Here is a 17,287-nt window from a genome sequence, read left to right as displayed (position 1 = left end):
GCCGTTGTCGCCACATGGCCACCATTGCCTTCATCCTCCTGTGCCACAAGGATCCGGCGGCGATCATCGATCAGGCGACGCGGCTGACGGCGGCGGGCGACTACATGGCGATTCACTTCGACGCCCGGGCAAGGATCGAAGATTATCAGAAAATCCGCGCGGCACTGGCCGACAACCCCCGGGTGACCTTTGCCCGCAAGCGGCTGAAATGCGGGTGGGGGGAATGGTCTCTGGTGGCAGCCACGCTGCAGGCGGTCGAGGCCGCGGCGGAGGCCTTCCCGCGGGCCACGCATTTCTACATGGTCTCGGGCGACTGCATGGCGATCAAGTCTGCCGAATACGCCCATGACTTCCTCGATGCCGAGGACGTGGACTACATCGAGAGCGCGGATTTCTTCGACGATGGCTGGATCAAGACCGGCATCAAGGAAGAGCGTCTGATCTACCGCCACTACCTGAACGAGCGGACCCACAAGTGGTGGTTCTACAAGTCGCTCGAATGGCAGCGCAGGCTGGGTCTGGCGCGCAGGATCCCCGAGGATCTGCAGATGTGCATCGGCTCGCAGTGGTGGTGTCTGCGGCGGCGCACGATCGAGGCGATCCTCGACTTCACCCGCGAACGGCGTGACGTGATGCGGTTCTTCCGCACCACGTGGATCCCGGACGAGACCTTCTTCCAGACCATCGTGCGCCACCTGATCCCGGAGCGCGAGATCCGCTCGCGCACGCTGACCTTCCTGATGTTCACCGAATACGGGATGCCGGTGAATTTCTACAACGATCACTACGACCTGCTGCTGAGCCAGGACTTCCTCTTCGCCCGCAAGATCAGCCCCGAGGCCCATGCCCTGAAACGGCGTCTGGGGCAGCTCTATGCCGCCGAGGGCGTGCGTTTCCAGGTCTCGAACGAGGGTCGGAACCTCTACAAGTTCCTCACCGGGCGGGGCCGGATCGGGCAGCGCTTTGCGCCGCGGTTCTGGGAGACGGAGAGCACGCTGGGGCGCGACCGCGAGCTGATGATCGTGATCTGCAAGAAGTGGCACGTGGCCAAGCGGCTGATCGAGCGTATCCGTCAGGGCTCCAACCTGCCGGCGGTGGCCTATCTCTTCAACGAGGACCAAGCCGACCTGCCGGACCTCGGCGGGATCGAGGCCAATGTCGCCAAGCGCACCCGGCACCGGCGGGCGCTGATGCGGATGCTCTTCGACTACTACGACAGCGACCGGCTGGTGATCTGCATGGACCCCTCGGCGATCGACCTGATGAACGACTTCTGCTCGGACCGGGCCGAGACGCGCCTGCTTGAGATGGAATGCCAGTTCACGGACGAGTTCCTGATCGGCCATGCCAAGCGCGTGGGGCTGGCCAGCGAGCAGACCCCGCAGGAGGCCCTGCGCCGGCTGCTGCCGACGCTGCGCAACGACATCGCCTTCGAGGCCGACACCATCCGCGAGGCCGGCTTCGACCACCATTACCGCCTGCGGGAAATCGACGGCCCCGAGCAGCACGCCGAGGCGCTGATGCATTTCCTCGCGGTACCCCGACAGACGGCCGAGGATATCGCCGCACTGGATCACCTCTTCAGCGACTGAGGACGCAGCAATGCCCTATACCTACGACGATCAGAACATCTTTGCCAAAATCCTGCGGGGCGAGATCCCCAACAAGACCGTGATGGAGACCGAGCATACGCTGGCCTTCGAGGACATCCGCCCGCAGGCGCCGGTGCATGTGCTGGTGATCCCCAAGGGGCCCTATGTCACCTACGACCACTTCGCGCAGGAGGCCTCCGACGCCGAGATCGTGGATTTCACCCGCACCGTGGGCGCGGTCTGCGCCAAGATGGGGGTCTCGGCCGCCGAGGCAGAGGGTTGCCGCTTCATCTCCAACGCAGGCGATCATGGCGTTCAGGAAGTGCCGCACCTGCATATCCACATCCTCGGCGGACGGCCCCTTGGCCGGATGCTGGCCCGGGACTGACGCGCGAGAGGCGGCCCGGGGCCGCGCTTTCCGTGCAACGTGACGCAGTTCTCAGGCGGCGGCTTCCGGGCCGCCCCTTGACTTATTGCGGGCCCGGCCTCATGTGGGCGGGGTAATCGCCGGCACTTTACCGGTTCGGGCCGCGCCCGATCCTGCGATACTTGTTTCCCGCAAGCAGTGTTCCTGTCTCGCGAAGGGGCTTTCGCGATTACGACCGTTGGCAATCCGGCCGCCGGTCTCATCGCCGCCCGATCCCCTGCCGCGCCCGGATGCGCGGCGCAGAAGGGTCCCGCACCGCGGGCCCGAAAGGACCTATTACATGACTTTTGAAACGCTGGGGCTCGCCCCCTCCCTGCTCGCGCGTCTTGCGGAGCTGGAGCTGACGACTCCCACGCCGATTCAGACCCGCGCCATCCCCGAAGCGATGGACGGCCGTGACGTGATGGGCCTTGCCCAGACCGGCACCGGCAAGACGCTGGCCTTCGGCCTGCCGATCGCCGACAAGCTGCTGCGCGACGGTGGCCGCTGCGCACCGCGTCAGGCCCGCGCCCTCGTGCTGGCGCCGACCCGCGAACTGGCCAAGCAGATCCACGACAACCTGCGCGAGGTGCTGAAAGGCGCCCACCTGCGCAGCCAGCTCGTCGTCGGCGGTGCCTCGGTCAACGCGCAGGCGCAGCGTCTGGAACGCGGCGCCCACCTGCTGATCGCCACCCCGGGCCGCCTGATCGACCTGATGGACCGCCGCGCGATCGACCTGTCGGGCACCCGGCACCTCGTCCTCGACGAGGCGGACCAGATGCTCGACCTCGGCTTCATCCACGCGCTGCGCCGCATCGCGAAGGAACTGCCCTCGGAACGCCAGACGCTGCTCTTCTCGGCCACCATGCCCAAGCAGATGGAAGAGATCGCAGGCGCCTACCTGACCGATCCGGTGAAGATCGAGGTCTCGCCTCCGGGCCGCACCGCCGACAAGGTCACGCAATCGGTGGTCTTCGTCGAACAGGCCGCCCGCGTCGGCAAGCTGACCGGCCTGCTGGACGATCACCGCGAGGAACTGGCGCTGGTCTTCACCCGCACCAAGCATGGCGCCGAGCGTCTGAGCCGCAAGCTGGAGCAGTCCGGTTTCGCCGTCGCCGCGATCCACGGCAACAAGTCGCAGGGTCAGCGCAACCGCGCGCTGGAGAACTTCCGCTCGGGCGAGGTCCGCGTGCTGGTGGCGACCGATGTGGCCGCCCGTGGCATCGACATTCCCGACGTGCGCCATGTCTACAACTTCGACCTGCCCAACGTGGCCGACAACTACGTCCACCGCATCGGCCGCACCGCGCGCGCCGGGCGTGATGGCCGGGCCGTCAGCTTCGTCGGGATCGAGGAGATGGGCGATCTGGTCGGCATCGAGCGGCTGATCGGCCAGGAGATCGAGACGCTGGAAGGCCACCGTCCCGAGGCCCCGCGTGGCGGCCGCGGCAAGAGCGGCGGCAATGGCGGCGGTCGCGGTCGGCGCGGCGGCGGCGGTCAGGGCAAGCCCTCGGCGCAGGGCAAGCCGGGCGGTCAGGCCAAGAGCAACGGCGCCCGCAACCGCCGGCGCAAGCCCTCGGGTCAACGCAGCGCCGCGTGATCGCGAAACGCACGGTTTGAGAATGGCAAAGGCCCGGCTCGGTGAGCCGGGCCTTTTGCTGTCCCGCTGAGGCCAGCCAGGAAGCCGCGCATCGACGGCGCGCGCCGTCGATGCGCGGCGGCCTGCGGCCTTGTCCCGCGCGGGTGGCTTTCTGGGCTAATGTATGGAGCAGGGCATACCGATATCGCGTTGGCTGGCGAACGGCGTGGAGGCGGCATCTGGCGGTGCTGGAGCCAGCACCGGTCAGCTGCAAACCGGCCCGCCTCACCGCCCAAAGAAAAACCCCGGTCCTTTCGAACCGGGGTCTCCATATTCAGCAATCCGCCGACGATCAGGGCTGTTCGTCCTCGTCGTCGTGCTTGCCGCCGGGCAGCGAGAAGAAGCTGTCCGCGTCGGCGTAGTTCTTGTTGTCCTCATCCTCGTCGTCATCATCGGAGAGCGAGAAAGTCTCGAGCCCTTCGATGGCCGTGGGGATGCGGGGCTCTGCCGGCATGTCGAGGCTCTGCTCGGTCGAGAGCAGCTTGCGACGCTCGTCGTCGGTCATGGCTGCGCCCTCGGCGGCCTTGGCGGCGGCGGCCTTCTGCACGGCGGCGTCCAGTTCCGACTGCTTGCACAGGCCAAGCGCAACCGGGTCGATCGGCTGCATGTTGGCGATGTTCCAGTGCGTCCGCTCGCGGATCGACTGGATCGTCGGCTTGGTGGTGCCCACCAGCTTCGAGATCTGGCCATCGGTCAGCTCGGGGTGGAACTTCACCAGCCAGAGGATCGAGTTCGGACGGTCCTGCCGCTTGGACAGCGGGGTGTAGCGCGGGCCTCGGCGCTTTTCCTCGCCCTGGGCTGCGGCGTTGAACTTCAGCCGCAGCTTGTGCAGCGGATCCTTCTCGGCGCGGTCGATCTCTTCCTGCGTCAGCTGGTTGTGGCCGATCGGGTCGAAGCCCTTCACGCCGGTCGCAACGTCGCCGTCTGCAATGCCCTGGATCTCAAGCTCGTGCATGCCGGTGAAATCGGCGATCTGCTTGAAGGTCAGGGTCGTATTGTCCACCAGCCACACGGCCGTGGCTTTTGCCATAAGCGGTTTTGCCATGTCGCGTCTCCTTAATCCAAAATGTCCCCGAACCAAAACTTTCCCGTTGCCTGACTTGCAGGCGGCACCGTCTGGTGCAGGTTTCCGTTGTAGGGGAACTTGGCGCCTATATAGTCGGGCAAAGGCCGATTGGGAAGAGAGAATGCGCCAAACGCTGATTTTGCTGGTCTTTGCGCTCTGTCTTGCCGGGGCCACCGCCCCCTCCGCCCGGGCCGAGGGAGAGCGCGCGGGCGACTTCGATTACTACCTCCTGTCGCTCAGCTGGTCGCCGACATGGTGTGCGCTGGAGGGCGCGCAGCGCGGCTCGCCGCAGTGCGATCCGGGAAAGCAGTTCGGCTGGGTGCTGCACGGTCTGTGGCCGCAGAACGAACGCGGCTATCCCTCCTACTGCAATACCACCGTCCGCAACCCGTCGAAGACGCAGACATCGGCGATGGAGGATATCATGGGCGCGCCGGGCGTCGCCTGGTACCAGTGGAAGAAACACGGCCGCTGCGCCGGGCTGGAGCCGGAGGCCTATTTCGACCTCGCGCGCCGGGCCTATGCCAGCGTGACCCGGCCGCAGGTGCTGCGCGATCTGGGCCGCGACGTGACCCTGCCGGCCAAGGTGGTGGAGCAGGCCTTCCTCGAGGCCAATCCGCAGCTGGAGCCCGACATGATCACGATCACCTGCCGGTCGCGCCGGATACAGGAGGCCCGTGTCTGCCTGACCCGCGATCTGGAGCCGCGCCGCTGCGGCGCCGACGTGATCCGCGACTGCACCCAGAGCGATGCGCTGCTGGAAGCGGTGAACTAGGGCGAATCATGCCCCGTAAGGCGTCGGTCCGGGGCTGCCCCCGGACCGTGACCCGGCCTCAGCCGACCTTCAGGACGATCTTGCCGATATGGCCCGAGCTTTCCATCCGTGCATGGGCCTCGGCGGCCGCATCGAGCGGGTACTCGCTGTCCATCACCGGGCCGATGCGGCCCGCATCCAGCAGGGGCCAGACCTGCGCGCGCAGCTCCGCCGCGATCCGCGCCTTGGCAAGGTCGCTCTGCGGGCGGAGGGTGGAGCCGGTGATCGTCAGCCGTTTCACCATGACGAGGGCGAAGTTCAGCGCCGCCTTGGGCCCCTGCAGGAAGGCGATCTGCACCAGCCGCCCGTCCTCGGCCATGGCCTTGACGTTGCGCGGGATATACTCGCCGCCGACCATGTCGAGGATCAGGTCGGCCCCACCGGCCTTGCCCATGACCTCGACGAAATCCTCCTCGCGGTAGTTGATCGCGCGCTCGGCCCCAAGCTCCAGACAGGCTGCGCATTTCTCCTCCGACCCGGCAGTGACGAAGACCCGTGCGCCGAAGGCCCGCGCCAGCTGGATCGCCGTCGTCCCGATCCCGGAGGAGCCGCCGTGGACGAGGAACCGCTCTCCCGCCTTCAGGCCGCCGCGCATGAAGACGTTGGACCAGACGGTGAAGAAGGTCTCGGGCAGGCAGGCGGCCTCGTTCAGGCCCATGCCCGCCGGCACCGGCAGGCAATGGGCGGCGGGCGTTGCCACGTATTCCGCATAGCCGCCGCCGGGCAGGAGGGCGCAGACCTGCGTGCCGACCTCGGGCCAGCCGACGCCCTCGCCCACGGCCACCACTTCGCCCGCGGCTTCCAGGCCGGGCAGGTCGCTGGCGCCGGGGGGCGGGGCATAGCTGCCCGCGCGCTGCAGCGCATCGGGGCGGTTCACGCCCGCATAGGCCACGCGGATCACAACCTGCCCCGGACCGGGGGCAGGGACGGGCCGGGTGACCGGGATCAGCACCTCGGGCCCGCCGGGGGCCGAGATCTCGACCGCGCGCATGGTTTCGGGAAGCACGGACATGGCTCTCCTCCTCTCGTCGTCTTCTGCAAATGGGGGAGGGGCCCGGCGCGCGGACCCCGCAGGCAGGCGCGTGGTGGCTCAGTGCGACCAGCGGCCCGGCAGGCCGGTGCCATTGCCCGGCGCGCGGATCTTGCCGATCAGCGCCAGCGGCCCGGCCAGCACGGTCTGCGCCAGCTTGTTCTCGCGCAGGCTGGCCTTGGTCTTCTCGATTCGCATCACGCCCTCGATCCGGCGGTCGAGGAACTCCCAGGTCGCCTGGTGGCCCTCGCTGTCATCGCCCAGCCAGTAGAGCACCGTGGCCCCGTACACGCCCGAGAGCGTGGCCCGCTTGGTGTACCAGTTCACGTCCTGCGAGGTGTCGCCAAGCGCGGTCCAGATCCGGTCGGCCGTCTGCCAGATCGCCCGGGCCCCGTCGGCGGCATGCTGCGGCAGGGAAAAGAGCGTCGAGCCCCGGCGCACCAACTCCTTGTCCGCATCTTCCAGACGCAGCCGGATCGCCAGGGCGACCCGGTCGGAATATCGCATGTCCGACAGGTCCTTGGCGGCCATGGCCGTCATCATCTCGGCGTCGCCCCTGGCGTGGTAGGCCAGGGCCAGGTCCACGGCGCCGCGCGGGTAGAGCGCGCGCGCCAGCTCCGGCCCGACGCCCGCATCCTCTGCCGCGGCGCGGAAGGTGGTCTCGGACCAGCCGTCGAAGGGGACGTGCATCAGGGCGGCATCCAGCAGCGCCTCGCTGGGCGAGGGGGTGGCGGTCTGGCTCTCGGCTTTGGTCTCGGTGGTGGACATGGGGGCCTCCGGTGGGGCTAGGGCTGTTCTGTCTTGATAAATAGGGCGACCGCTGCTATACGGCCACCTCCTGCAATTTCATGCAACTCTAACTTAGGAAGGTGGTGACAACCACATGCAGGTCTCTGTTCGCGACAACAATGTCGATCAGGCGCTCCGCGCCCTGAAGAAAAAGCTCCAGCGCGAAGGCGTTTTCCGTGAAATGAAGCTCAAGCAGCATTTCGAGAAGCCGTCCGAGAAAAAAGCGCGCGAGAAGGCTGAAGCAGTTCGCCGTGCCCGCAAGCTGGCACGCAAAAAAGCGCAACGCGAAGGTCTCCTCTGAGTTTTCCTCAGACGAACACCAAGCTATTCGACGACCCCCGCGGCCCGGCCTCGGGGGTTTGTCATTTCTGGGGGGCCTCTGTCCGGCCGCTCCGCTGCACGGGGGCCGAATAGGGGGCGGGATCGTCAGGTCCGCCGGATGAGGCGGGCTCCCGGGGCGCAGGCCTGAAAGCTCAGGTCCAAAAGTCCAAAAGCCATGGCCCACAGACCGAAGGCCCACAGGCACGTCGTTTCCGGGCGACGAGACCGCTTCCGCCCTTGAGCCGCGTGTTTCTGCGCATTCCCGCACTCTTAGATCACACTGCTGCCCGGCCCCCGCGCCTTGACCTGAACCAAGGGGTTCAATTATGACAAATTCTTGAATTTTATATTGCAATCCCCGGTCGCAAGCCCCTTTCGCAGCCAGCGTCCCGGCCTCTTCCGCGCGAGAGACCCATGCCCCGCAATCATCCCCTTCTCCTGACGCTGCTGGCGCTTTTCGTCATCGGCCATGTGATCTCCATCGGTGTCGCGCTCTATGATCCCGCGCTCTATCCCGTGGCCATCGGCCAGGAGGACGGCCCGCTGGAATACCTCACCGCGGTCTTCCTCTTCCTCGCGGGGCTCGTGCTTTTTCGCCGGGCGGGCCAGCTCCGCGGGCAACTGCCGGCCTACACGGTCGCGCTGACGGCGCTTTACGGCCTCGCCTATGTCTTCGTGGCCGGCGAGGAGATCTCCTGGGGTCAGCGGATCTTCGGCTGGGCCTCGGGCGAGTACTTCGCCGAGAACAACTTCCAGGCCGAGACGAATTTCCACAACCTCGTGGTGGGCGATGTCCACCTCGCCTCCACGCTCTTCGGCAACTGGCTGACGCCGATCCTGCTGCTCTATCTCCTCGTGCTGCCGCTGCTCTGGCCGCGCGCAAAATGGGTGCAGGGCTTCGTCCGCCTTCTCGCCGTGCCGGTCCCGGCCCCGCGCGAGGCTGTCCTCGCCGTGGCAGCCTCGGTGATCGTGATGTCGCTGAACTTCGTCTACCGCAACTTCGAACTCTACGAATTCGCCTTCTCGATCATCTCGCTGATGATCTTCCTCAGCCCGTGGAACGCGGCCATGTACGGGCTTGAGCGCGGGTGCAGCGGGCAGGCGGCCCGGGCCACCTGACATCCACTGTTCCGAAATATCCTCGGGGGGTGCGCCCCCATGGGGCGCAGGGGGGCAGACAGCCCCCCTTTTGCGTTACGCCTCCACCCGCGCGTCCTCGAGGATCATCTCGCTCGCCTTCTCGGCGATCATGATGGTGGGCGAGTTCGTGTTCCCGCTGGTGATCCGCGGCATCACGCTGGCATCCACCACCCTGAGGCCGCCCACGCCCCGCATCCGCAGCCGCGCGTCCAGCGGCGCGCTCTCCTCCGCGCCCATGGCCACGGTGCCCACGGGATGGAAGATCGTCGTGCCGATGTCGCCTGCCGCCTGCGCCAGCTCCGCGTCGCTTTGGGCCGCGAGGCCGGGTTTCATCTCTTCCGGGCGGTAGGCCATCATCGGCGCCTGCGCCATGATCTCCCGCACCTGCCGGATCGCGGCGATGGCCACCTGTCGGTCGCCTTCCGTGGACAGGTAGTTCGGCGTGATCTTCGGCGCCTGCAGCGGATCGGGGGAGCCGATGGTGATGCTGCCCCGGCTTTCGGGCCTCAGGTTGCAAACCGAGGCGGTGATCGCGGGATAATCATGCAGCGGCTGGCCGAAGGCCTCCAGCGAGAGCGGCTGCACGTGGTATTCGAGGTCCGGCGTCGCCAGGTCGGGCCGGGACCGGGTGAAGGCCCCCAGCTGCGAAGGCGCCATCGACATCGGCCCCCGGCGGCGGAAGGTATAATCCATCCCGATCATCGCCTTGCCCCAGAGCGTCGCCGCCAGCGTGTTCAGCGTCTTGGCCCCGGTCAGCCGCCACGCGCAGCGCAGTTGCAGGTGGTCCTGCAGGTTCGCGCCGACCTGCGCCATGTCGCGCGTCACGGCGATGCCATGCTCTTGCAACAGGGCCGCGGGCCCCAACCCGCTGAGTTGCAGCAACTGCGGCGAGTTCACGGCCCCGGCCGAGAGGATCACCTCGCCCCGCGCCTTGGCCGTCTTGTCCACCCCGTCGTGGCGGTAGGCGACGCCGGTGACCCGCGTGCCTTCCATCAGCAGCTTCGTCGTCTGGGCCCCGGTTTCGACCTTCAGCTTCTCCGCGCGGGTGGTGCGCAGGAAGGCCTTGGCGGTGTTCATCCGCCAGCCCCCCCGCTGGTTCACCCGGAAGTAGCCGACGCCACCGTTGTCGCCGGTGTTGAAATCCTGCGTCCGGGGAATGCCCGTCGCCTCCGCCGCCGCGATCCAGTCGTCCAGCAGGTCCCAGTGCAGGCGCTGGTTCTCGACCCGCCACTCGCCGCCCGCGCCATGCATCTCGGACGGGCCATCGACGTAATCCTCGGAGCGCTTGAAATAGGGCAGCACGTCGTCCCAGCCCCAGCCGGGCAGGCCCATCTGCCGCCAGCCGTCGTAATCCGCCGCCTGTCCGCGCAGGTAGAGCATCCCGTTGATCGAGGAGCAGCCCCCCAGCAGCTTGCCGCGCGGGTAGAGCAGCGACCGGCCGTTGAGCCCCGGGTCTTCCTCGGTCCGGTACATCCAGTCGGTGCGCGGGTTGCCGATACAGTAGAGGTAGCCCATGGGGATATGCACCCAATGGTAGTTGTCACGCCCCCCGGCCTCCAGCAGCAGCACGGCATGACCGGCCTCCGACAGCCGCTTGGCCAGCACGCAGCCGGCACTGCCGGCGCCCACGATGATGTAATCCCAGTCCATGAAGGCTCCTCCCGCCGCGAGGGTAGCGGGCGGGAGGGCGCACGGGAAGCGGTCTGGTGGCGCTGCGGCCACCTGTCGCCGGGTCGTGGGTGCGGTTTGAGTATTTGGGGAAAGATGAAGCCCGGTGCCGCGTGGTCCCGCGGGGGGCGGGTCCTCAGATCGGCAGGGCGGTGGTCTTGAAGACCGTGCGCAGGGCGAAGGAGCTTTGCATCTGGGCCACGCCCGGCAGCCGCGAGAGGTGCTGGCGGTGGATGCGGGCGAAATCCTCGGTGTTCTCGGCCACGATCTTGAGGATGTAATCGGCCGTGCCCGCCATCAGGTGGCATTCCAGCACGTCCGGAATGCGCGAGACGGCGGTCTCGAAGGCATCGAGCGTGTCGTCGGCCTGCCCCTGCAGGGTGATCTCGACGAAGACCGTGGTGGCCATGCCGATCTTGCGCGCGTCCAGCAGCGCGACGTAGTCCTTGATGTAGCCCTCCGCCTCCAGCCGCTGCACGCGGCGGTGACAGGCCGAGGCCGAGAGCCCGACCTTCTCACTCAGGTCTGCGTTGGACATGCGCCCCTTGCGCTGCAACACGCGCAGAATGTTCTCATCAATCGTGTCGAGGGACATCGGGGCCGGATTCTCCTGCGAAATTCGTCATCCGCGGGAGATTATTCGAAAAGAGCCCCCTTTGGCGAGGGCTCTTTCTGCGTCACCTGGCGGCTTTCAGCGAGTCGCGGATCTCGAGCAGGACATCCAGCTCGGTGGGGCCCGCGGGTTTCTCCTCCGCCGGAACGGCCTCTTCTTCCTTGATCACGGAGTCCTTGGCGCGGTTCACCGCCTTGACCAGCATGAAGACCACGAAGGCCACGATCAGGAAGTTGATCACCGCCATCAGGAAGGAGCCATAGGCAAAGACGCCCGCGCCCGCCTCCCGCGCCGCCTCGAGGCTGGCGTAGTCGCCGCCATCGAGGGCCAGGAAGTTGTTGGTGAAGTCGAGCCCGCCGGTGAACAGCCCGATGATCGGGTTCAGCAGGTCATCCACCATGGATTTCACGATCGCGGTGAAGGCCGCACCGATGATGATGCCGACGGCCATGTCCATGACATTGCCCTTGGCGATGAAGGCCTTGAATTCCTTCAGCATACTCTGTCCCTCTATCTCTGGTCGCGCCGTTACGCGCGTATATGCACAGAGCATACCATCGAAATTCGGGACCGCATGGGGGTTTTACGCTGCCGCGCAGAATATATGTTGGCGTCATCCAACAGGAGAACCCTCATGCCTGTCTCAGACTATCTCATCAACAACCGCTGGACCGCGGAAACCCCCGATGTCCTGCAGCTCTACTCCTTCCCGACACCCAACGGCCAGAAGGTCTCGATCATGCTCGAGGAGGTCGGGATCCCCTACGAGGCCCACCTCGTGACACTGGCCGATGCGGACGTGCGCAGCCCCGAGTTCCTCTCGGTCAGCCCGAACAACAAGATCCCAGCGATCGTCGACCCCGACGGCCCCGATGGCGAGACCGTGGCGCTCTTCGAAAGCGGCGCGATCCTGATCTACCTCGGGGACAAGACCGGCTTCGGCCTGCCGAAATCCGGCGCCAAGCGGGCCGAGGTGATCCAGTGGCTGATGTGGCAGATGGCCGGTCTCGGCCCGATGTTCGGCCAGCTCGGCTTCTTCGTGAAGTTCGCCGGCGCCGAGATCGAGGACCCGCGCCCGCGTGAGCGCTACATCAATGAGGCCAAGCGCCTGCTGACGGTGCTCGACACCGCGCTCGAGGGCAAGGAGTGGATCGCAGGCGACTATTCCATCGCCGACATCGCGATCTGCCCCTGGCTCAACACGCTGGAGTTCTACGGCGCGAAGGAGATGCTGGGCTTCGACGGCTTCAAGAACGTCGCGGCCTATTCCGAGCGTTTCAACGCCCGCCCGGCCTTCCAGACCGGCCGCAACATCCCGGCGCGTCCCGAGTGAGCGCGCGCGCCTGACCCGGAAAACACGAAAGCCGCACCCGAGGGTGCGGCTTTCTTCGTCTTGGCCGTCAGGGCCTCAGGCCGGCAGCTGGCCGGTGAGCACGTAGCGCAGCATCTGCACCACCTGCAGCGGCGTCTCCGCCACGGCAAGCGCCGCCGCGTCCACTTCCTTCAGCGCATGCTGATGGTCCGGGCCATGCAGCACGATCAGCGCCTTGCCGAGCGCCGCTGCCTGCCCGGCGTCGAAGGCCGCGTTCCACTGCTTGTACTTCTCGCCAAAGCGCACCACGACGACGTCGGCCTGTTCGATGCCGCGCCGGGTGCGGATCGCGTTCAGCTTGGCGCCCTTGTGGTCGTGCCAGAACTTGCTGTCCTCCGCGCCCAGGATCGCCACGCCGCAATCATCGCTGGCGTCATGGTCCGTCACCGGCCCGTCGAAGCTGACGTCGAGACCGGCACAGCCGTCCATGATCTCCTTGCGCCAGTCGGTGTGGATCTCGCCCGACAGGTAAACCTTCATCTCGCATCCTCCTGATAGGGAAAGGGGGCCACGCGGCCCCCTCATTTTCTTGCCGTAGGTATTCGCGGCGCAAGCCGCCGTCCCGCGCAGGCTCAGCCGCGCAGCACGCCGCCGGTGGCCTTCACCACCTTCTCGACGATCTTGGCCGAGAGCGCCTCGATTTCCTTTTCCTTCAGCGTGGCGTCCTTGGGCTGGATGCGCACGGTGACGGCGAGGGATTTCTTGCCCTCCCCGAGGGTGCCGCCGATGAACTCGTCGAAGACGCGCACGTCCTCGATCAGCGCCTTGTCGGCCCCCGCGGCGGCATTGACCAGCGTCAGCGCCTCCACCTCGGCGTCCACCACGAAGGCGAAGTCGCGCTCCACCGCCTGCAGATCGCTCAGCGTCATCGCGCCCCGCGAGGCCGAGGTCGTGCGCGGCAGCGGCACCTCTTCGGGCCAGAGGGTGAAGGCCACGGCAGGACCCTTCACGCCCATCTCGCGCAGCACCTTGGGGTGCACCTCGCCGAAGATGCCCAGCACCTTCTTGGGGCCGAGGCAGATCTTGCCGTGACGGCCCGGGTGCCACCAGCCCTCGGCGCCGCGCAGGATCTGGACCTTGGCGGGGGCGCCGATGGCGGCCAGCACGGCCTCGGCATCGGCCTTGGCGTCGTAGAGGTCGACGGCACGGGCCGCGCCATGGACGTCCTTGGGCCCGGTGCGTCCGACCAGGAGGCCGCTCACCTGAGTCTTCTGCTCGCCCGGCTCGCCGCCGAACCACGTGGCGCCGACCTCGAACAGGGCCAGATCGTTGAAGCCGCGCGACTGGTTGCGGGCCGCCGCCTGCAACAGACCCGGCAGGAGCTGCGGGCGCAGGTGGCTCATCTCCGAGGAGATCGGGTTTTCCAGCATGGTCGCGTCATCGCCGCCGCCGAAGAGCGTGGCCGAGGCCTTGTCGATGAAGCTGTAGGTCACGCATTCGTTGTAGCCGAGCGCCGCCGCGGTGCGCCGGGCCATCTGCTCGCGCTTCTGGATCGGCGTCAGGATCGGCTTCGGCACGCCGGGCTGGGTGCGGGCCATGGGCTTCGGCTCGAGGTTCGAAAGCGAGGCCATCCGCGCCACCTCTTCCACGAGGTCCGCCTCACCCAGCACGTCGGGGCGCCACGACGGCACATGGGCCATGTCGCCGTCCATCACGAAGCCGAGGCGCTCCAGCGTGGCCCGCTGGTCCTCCGCCGGGATGTCCATACCCACCAGCGAGGCGCAGCGCGCGGTGTCCAGCTTGTAGGCGCGCGACACGTCGGGCACCTCGCCTGCGACCACAACCTCGGAGGGCTCACCGCCGCAGAGGTCCATGATCATCTGCGTGGCGAGGTCGAGCGCGTCCATGTTGAAGCCCGGGTCGATCCCGCGTTCGTTGCGGTAGCGCGCGTCCGAGTTGATCTTGAGTGCACGGCCCCCGGTGGCGATCTGGACATGGTTCCAGACGGCGGCTTCGAGGAAGACATCGACCGTCTCCTCGGTGCAGCCCGACACTTCACCGCCCATGATGCCGCCGATCGACTCGACGCCATTGTCGTCCGAGATCACCAGCACGCCGGCCGGGATCGCGTAGGTCTTGCCGTCCAGCGCCAGCAGCTCCTCGCCGCCCTTGGCGCGGTGCACCCGCACATCGCCCGACACCTTGGCGGCGTCGAAGACGTGCAGCGGGCGGTTTTGGTCGTAGGTGAAGAAGTTCGTCACATCCACCAGCGCGTTGACCGGGCGCAGGCCGATGGCGCGCAGCTTGTCTTGCAGCCACGCGGGCGAGGGGCCGTTCTTGACGCCCTTGATCAGGCGACCGCCGAAGACATAGCAGCCGTCCTTGGCGTCTTCGTCGATGGTGACGGTGACGGGGCAGGGGAAGCTGCCGGTCACATCCGCGGTCGGCGCGGGCTTCAGCGTGCCGAGGCCACGGGCCGCGAGGTCGCGGGCCACGCCGCGCACGCCGAGCGCATCGGGACGGTTCGGCGTGATCGCGATCTCGATCACGGGGTCGACCTTGGCCGGGTCGTTCTGGGCCAGCCAGTCGGTGAACTTCTGACCCACCTCGCCCGAGGGAAGCTCGATGATGCCGTTGTGCTCGTCCGACAACTCCAGCTCGCGCTCGGAGGCCATCATGCCGTGGCTTTCCACGCCCCGGATGTTGCCCACCGAGAGGGTCACGTCGATGCCCGGCACATAATCGCCCGGCTTGCACAGCACCACGGTGATGCCCTCGCGCGCGTTCGGCGCGCCACAGACGATCTGCTTCTCGCCCTCGTCGGTCTGCACCGTGCAGACGCGCAGGCGGTCGGCATCGGGGTGCTGGCTGGCCGCGGTGACCTTGGCCAGCGTGAAGGATTTCAGCTTGGCGGCCGGGTCTTCGACGCCTTCCACCTCGAGCCCGAGGTCGGTCAGCGTGTCGAGGATCTCGTCGAGGGTGGCCTCGGTCTCGAGATGATCTTTCAGCCAGGAGAGCGTGAATTTCATGTCATCATCCTAGTGGTTGAGCCGTTGGGCCAGGTCGTCCTTGTCGCCCATGCGGTAGAGTTTGATTTCCCGCACGAGGCGGATGGTCGGCTTGGCGGCAAAGAGCAGCGAGCCGATCAGGAAAAGCCATGTGCCCGCGGTCTGGAGCTTCTCGGAAAAGAAGAAGATCGAGCCGAGGACGAAGGTAAAGGCCGCGCCGAAGTCGACCAGGGTATAGAGGATCTCGAAGCGCGCCCAGAGGTCCTTGGATTCCTCGTTCTGCTGCCGGGTCTCGTGGCGGAAGAGTTTCATGCGGCGGTCCTCCCTGTGGTGGGTGCCAGGCGCAATCCCGTCACGCGCTGCACCAGATCAGTCGCACGGCGGCAGTGCCCCACGACGGCCGTGCCCGCGGCATGGCCAGCGCCCGACCGCCCCCATGGGCGGGCGCTTCGCGCCCCCCCGCGTCCGGGCTCCGGCCTTGCGTTTGCGCGGGCCGGTGCGGTCAGCAGGGTGCAGGTCATCCCCCCGCTGGCGGGTGCCGGTCGTACCGTCACGCGTGCCGAAAGGGATGCCATGCCGCCGATCCTGCCTGTCAGATCCCGCCGCGCAGCGTCGGCACCTGCAGCGAGGCAAAGCCGTAGTGCCGCAGCCACCGCAGGTCGCTGTCGAAGAAGGCGCGCAGGTCGGGGATGCCGTATTTCAGCATCGCGATCCGGTCGATCCCCATGCCGAAGGCAAAGCCCTGCCATTCCGCCGGATCGACGCCACCGGCCTTCAGCACATGCGGGTGCACCATGCCCGAGCCGAGGACTTCCAGCCAGCCGTCGCCTTCGCCGACCTTCACGGTGCCGTTTTCCCACGAACACTGGATGTCGACCTCGGCCGAGGGTTCCGTGAACGGGAAGTGCGAGGCGCGGAAGCGGGTCTTCACCTTGGTGCCGAAATAGGCCGAGAAGAATTCCTCCAGCACCCATTTCAGGTTCGCCATCGAGATGTCGCGGTCGATGGCGAGGCCCTCGACCTGATGGAACATCGGCGTGTGGGTCTGGTCATAGTCCGCGCGATAGACGCGGCCCGGTGAGATCGTGCGGATCGGCGCGCCCTGCGCCTGCATCGAGCGGATCTGCACCGGCGAGGTGTGGGTGCGCAGCACGTTCTGGGGACGGTCGTCGCCCTCGGCGCGGTGCATGTAGAAGGTGTCCATCTCGGCGCGGGCCGGGTGATGGTCGGGGATGTTCAGCGCGTCGAAGTTGTACCACGTGGTCTCGACCTGCGGGCCCTCGGCCACGGCAAAGCCCATGTCGCCGAAGATCGTGGTGCATTCTTCCCAGACCTGGCTGACGGGGTGGATCGAGCCCTGTCGCTGCGGGCGCACCGGCAGCGTCACGTCGAGCCATTCCTCGCGCAGGCGGGCGTCCAGCGCCGCGTCTTCCAGCGCCACCTTCTTGGCGGCAAGCGCCGAGTTGATCTCGTCCTTCAGCGCGTTGAGCGCAGGGCCGGCCGTCTGGCGTTCCTCAGGCGTCATCTTGCCCAGTTCGCGCATCTTCAGGCTGACCTCGCCCTTCTTGCCGACGGCCTGCAGCCGCAGCTCTTCCAGCGCGCCCTCGTCCGAGGCGTCAGCGATGGCCGAGAGGTACTTCTGCTTCAGATCGTCCATCCGATCCTCCTGAAACTGTCTGGCCTTCCTGCTACCCGGCAGGGCCGCGAAGGGCAAGGGGAGCAGGGGGGCGGAAGCGCTGTCCGCACTGGGGAAATCTGCGGTTTTCCCCCGAATCGGCGGCGCGATCAGAGGATCGGCCGCGCGGTCCGTCGCAGGGGTGCGGGTCGCCCGGCGTGCCTGTGCCGAGTCCCGCGCAGGGGGCGGTCGTGCTCACCCGGCGTTAAGGCCT

At 67.1% G+C, this 17,287-nt stretch carries 17 protein-coding genes; 7 read left to right on the top strand and 10 right to left on the bottom strand.

Annotated elements, in window-relative coordinates; translation table 11 throughout:
* Positions 1–14: 14 nt before the first annotated feature.
* From ACX9MO_RS07170 to ACX9MO_RS07160, 3 genes are all read left to right on the top strand, one after another.
* On the top strand, positions 15–1,592 hold the full coding sequence (locus ACX9MO_RS07170; protein ID WP_462214041.1) for a DUF5928 domain-containing protein: 1,578 nt from the start codon (positions 15–17) through the stop codon (positions 1,590–1,592).
* Positions 1,593–1,602: 10 nt separating this feature from the next.
* On the top strand, positions 1,603–1,980 hold the full coding sequence (locus ACX9MO_RS07165) for an HIT domain-containing protein (protein ID WP_222490997.1): 378 nt from the start codon (positions 1,603–1,605) through the stop codon (positions 1,978–1,980).
* 319 nt (positions 1,981–2,299) lie between these two features.
* A complete protein-coding gene (locus ACX9MO_RS07160; protein ID WP_462214040.1) occupies positions 2,300–3,598 on the top strand; it encodes a DEAD/DEAH box helicase in 1,299 nt (432 codons plus the stop codon).
* Positions 3,599–3,929: 331 nt separating this feature from the next.
* Here ACX9MO_RS07160 and ACX9MO_RS07155 read toward each other — a convergent pair whose 3' ends face one another.
* Complete coding sequence (locus tag ACX9MO_RS07155) at positions 3,930–4,682, bottom strand: DUF1013 domain-containing protein (protein ID WP_222490999.1); 753 nt, start codon at positions 4,680–4,682, stop codon at positions 3,930–3,932.
* Between the two features lie 142 nt (positions 4,683–4,824).
* Between ACX9MO_RS07155 and ACX9MO_RS07150 the strand changes: the two genes are divergently transcribed.
* The gene (locus ACX9MO_RS07150) at positions 4,825–5,478 is read left to right on the top strand and encodes a ribonuclease T2 (RefSeq protein ID WP_222491000.1); all 654 of its coding nucleotides are present in this window, start codon (positions 4,825–4,827) and stop codon (positions 5,476–5,478) included.
* A gap of 58 nt (positions 5,479–5,536) precedes the next feature.
* Here the strand turns inward: ACX9MO_RS07150 and ACX9MO_RS07145 are convergent, their stop codons facing one another.
* Entirely contained in the window at positions 5,537–6,529 is a 993-nt protein-coding gene (locus ACX9MO_RS07145; protein ID WP_462214039.1) for an NAD(P)H-quinone oxidoreductase, read from the bottom strand.
* A gap of 78 nt (positions 6,530–6,607) precedes the next feature.
* Positions 6,608–7,315 (bottom strand): COQ9 family protein, encoded by a 708-nt coding sequence (locus ACX9MO_RS07140; protein ID WP_462214038.1) that lies wholly within the window; start codon positions 7,313–7,315, stop codon positions 6,608–6,610.
* A 115-nt stretch (positions 7,316–7,430) separates the two neighbouring features.
* Here ACX9MO_RS07140 and rpsU point away from each other — a divergent pair, with 115 nt between their 5' ends.
* The gene (rpsU, locus tag ACX9MO_RS07135; protein ID WP_042458983.1) at positions 7,431–7,637 is read left to right on the top strand and encodes a 30S ribosomal protein S21; all 207 of its coding nucleotides are present in this window, start codon (positions 7,431–7,433) and stop codon (positions 7,635–7,637) included.
* A 434-nt stretch (positions 7,638–8,071) separates the two neighbouring features.
* A complete protein-coding gene (locus ACX9MO_RS07130) occupies positions 8,072–8,776 on the top strand; it encodes a hypothetical protein (RefSeq protein ID WP_462214037.1) in 705 nt (234 codons plus the stop codon).
* A gap of 75 nt (positions 8,777–8,851) precedes the next feature.
* On the opposite strand, the gene ACX9MO_RS07125 is transcribed toward ACX9MO_RS07130, so the two are convergent.
* The 3 genes from ACX9MO_RS07125 to mscL form a co-directional block, all read right to left on the bottom strand.
* Complete coding sequence (locus tag ACX9MO_RS07125; protein ID WP_462214036.1) at positions 8,852–10,447, bottom strand: GMC family oxidoreductase; 1,596 nt, start codon at positions 10,445–10,447, stop codon at positions 8,852–8,854.
* 154 nt (positions 10,448–10,601) lie between these two features.
* Positions 10,602–11,060 (bottom strand): Lrp/AsnC family transcriptional regulator, encoded by a 459-nt coding sequence (locus ACX9MO_RS07120; protein WP_222491004.1) that lies wholly within the window; start codon positions 11,058–11,060, stop codon positions 10,602–10,604.
* An 82-nt stretch (positions 11,061–11,142) separates the two neighbouring features.
* Positions 11,143–11,577 carry a large conductance mechanosensitive channel protein MscL gene (gene mscL / locus ACX9MO_RS07115; RefSeq protein WP_222491005.1) on the bottom strand — a complete coding sequence of 145 codons (435 nt, stop codon included), beginning with the start codon at positions 11,575–11,577 and terminating at the stop codon, positions 11,143–11,145.
* A gap of 135 nt (positions 11,578–11,712) precedes the next feature.
* Between mscL and ACX9MO_RS07110 the strand changes: the two genes are divergently transcribed.
* Positions 11,713–12,411: a glutathione S-transferase N-terminal domain-containing protein gene (locus ACX9MO_RS07110; RefSeq protein WP_462214035.1), complete on the top strand. Its 699-nt coding sequence runs from the start codon at positions 11,713–11,715 to the stop codon at positions 12,409–12,411.
* A gap of 75 nt (positions 12,412–12,486) precedes the next feature.
* On the opposite strand, the gene ACX9MO_RS07105 is transcribed toward ACX9MO_RS07110, so the two are convergent.
* From ACX9MO_RS07105 to pheS, 4 genes are all read right to left on the bottom strand, one after another.
* Complete coding sequence (locus ACX9MO_RS07105) at positions 12,487–12,930, bottom strand: YtoQ family protein (protein WP_224821555.1); 444 nt, start codon at positions 12,928–12,930, stop codon at positions 12,487–12,489.
* A gap of 92 nt (positions 12,931–13,022) precedes the next feature.
* Positions 13,023–15,419, bottom strand: a complete 2,397-nt coding sequence (pheT, locus tag ACX9MO_RS07100; RefSeq protein WP_462214034.1) for a phenylalanine--tRNA ligase subunit beta — start codon at positions 15,417–15,419, stop codon at positions 13,023–13,025.
* 9 nt (positions 15,420–15,428) lie between these two features.
* Positions 15,429–15,710, bottom strand: a complete 282-nt coding sequence (locus ACX9MO_RS07095; protein WP_222491009.1) for a YrhK family protein — start codon at positions 15,708–15,710, stop codon at positions 15,429–15,431.
* Positions 15,711–15,990: 280 nt separating this feature from the next.
* Positions 15,991–17,055: a phenylalanine--tRNA ligase subunit alpha gene (gene pheS, locus ACX9MO_RS07090; protein ID WP_462214033.1), complete on the bottom strand. Its 1,065-nt coding sequence runs from the start codon at positions 17,053–17,055 to the stop codon at positions 15,991–15,993.
* Positions 17,056–17,287 lie beyond the last annotated feature (232 nt).

Source organism: Pseudooceanicola profundus (assembly GCF_054919315.1).
The sequence above is the reverse complement of the archived record's forward strand: the minus strand, read 5'-3'. Positions and strand labels throughout refer to the sequence as shown.